2 protein-coding genes and 1 pseudogene are annotated in these 1,808 nt (G+C 55.6%); all 3 read right to left on the bottom strand.

Annotated elements, in window-relative coordinates:
- Positions 1 to 166: 166 nt before the first annotated feature.
- Positions 167 to 811 carry a CpsD/CapB family tyrosine-protein kinase gene (locus BLX41_RS09360; protein WP_123724658.1) on the bottom strand — a complete coding sequence of 215 codons (645 nt, stop codon included), beginning with the start codon at positions 809 to 811 and terminating at the stop codon, positions 167 to 169.
- Position 812: 1 nt separating this feature from the next.
- Positions 813 to 1,577, bottom strand: coding sequence for a sugar transferase (locus tag BLX41_RS09355; protein ID WP_123724657.1), 765 nt, complete (start codon positions 1,575 to 1,577; stop codon positions 813 to 815).
- A 33-nt stretch (positions 1,578 to 1,610) separates the two neighbouring features.
- Positions 1,611 to 1,808 (bottom strand): annotated as a pseudogene (locus BLX41_RS09350) (hypothetical protein); the annotation flags it as partial.

Genomic DNA, 1,808 nt, shown 5'->3' with positions numbered 1-1,808 from the left:
CTGCTTGATGGGCGTTACTTCGGTCAATTGGGCGTGGACGGCCGAAGCACTGAGAATCTGCACGGGTATCTGTCTTGTGTCCTTGTTTGAACAAGCTGAAATTGAAAAGCTCAACAACGCCAGGGCCAATGGGTAAAGGATCAATCTGTTCATGTCCGCCATCCCGTCAAATACGATCGACTATCCACTGGGGTATATAGTGTTTACGTCTATTGAATATGCAGCCCATTAACCGCGCCTGTGCCTGTGTCAATCGCTGCATTGCACTTTGAGCTACTTCCCAGCTGGTTTTTTCACCACAGACCACCAGTACAACCGCATCAACCTGACTGCTCAGGGTGAGGGTGTCATCGTTGCCGTACACCGGGTCACCGTCGATGATCACGAACCGGTATTCCTTGATCAGCGTGCGAAATAGTTTCTGTAGTGGATCAATGTTCAGGCGCTGTTTGTGTAGATCGCCCTGGCCCAATGGCAGGAAGTCGAAACTCACGTTGCTTGATTGCACGATGCAATCTATTAACCCCGGCGGTTTTATACTCAGTAGCAGATCCAGAAAACCCAGCCGAGAAGTCAGTGCCTGAGTTTCAGTTATCCCGTTTGCCGACAGGCTGCTATCGATCAGCAGTACTCGATCCCCCGTGGTAAGAGCCAGTTCATTGGCCAGGGCCAGGCTGCTGGTCGTTGTTCCTTCACCGGGACTGGCTGCTGTCACCAGAAGCACTTGAGAGGCTTGATCAAGCACGGGAGTGATCAGGTTGCATTCGGCGGGATTGCGAATGCTCAGGTTGGCAAGCGCCGTAGTCAGCATTTCAGCTCGCCCCTTGACCGTTACAGACTTTAAAGAAGGTCTTGATCAGGATCATCAGGTCCAGCCAAGGGCTCTGCTGGAGGATATAGGTCCTGTCGAGGGTGACCCGCAGGTCGAAGTCCATATCGCTACGCCCGGAGATCTGCCACAGACCGGTGACACCCGGATAGACACTCAGACGGACCAGGTGATGATCCTTATAGGTGCTGGCGTGGAACGAGGTGGGCCGTGGGCCGACGATGCGCATCTGGCCGAGCACCACGTTGATCAGGTTCGGCAGCTCGTCGAGGCTGGTGCGCCGCAGGAAGCCGCCGATGCCGGTGATCCGCGGGTCGCGATCGATCTTGAAGTCCACCGAATCTGGGCCGTGCTTGTTCAGGTGGCGCACCGAGTCCTTCAAGGCTTCGGCGTTGAACACCATGGTGCGGAACTTGTACATGGCAAAACGCTGGCCGCGAAAACCAGTGCGCTGTTGTACGAAAAACACCGGCCCCGGGCTATCAAGTTTGATCATCAGGGCAATGGGCAGCATCAGTGGTGAGATCAACAACAGGATGAACGACGCGAGCAGCGCCGAAATCAAACGATTGGTCATCGACAGGGCCCAGAGGCATCCACCCTGGCGGCCAGTCAACCAGCCATATTGTGGAAGCTGGGTGGCGGCCTTTATCTTGTTGAACAGTGCTGTCTCACCGGGCGCAGCAACGTTGCGCGCCGGTAGCGGTGCAGTCTGTTCATCCAAACGACGTGAGATTGATCTTTCCATGTCCTGTGGTGCTCCATTTATTGAGGGGGGTAGCTATGACATTGAGCGTCCTTGAGGTTCGGCTGTTGAATACGTCACCGAGTCGAGGGGGGGCGGATCTTGGTAGTAGCTTTGGAACCAGTCGACGAAGCGTTCCAAGCCTTTCTCCAGGGGCACCTGGGGGCCGAAGCCAATGAGGTTTTCCAGGGCACTGACGTCGGCGCAGGTGTTGAGCACGTCACCGGGCTGCAG

The sequence above is a fragment of the Pseudomonas protegens genome (assembly GCF_003732485.1).
GTDB lineage: Bacteria > Pseudomonadota > Gammaproteobacteria > Pseudomonadales > Pseudomonadaceae > Aquipseudomonas > Aquipseudomonas protegens_B.
Note: the sequence above shows the minus strand (reverse complement) of the source record. Positions and strands in the feature narration are given on the sequence as shown.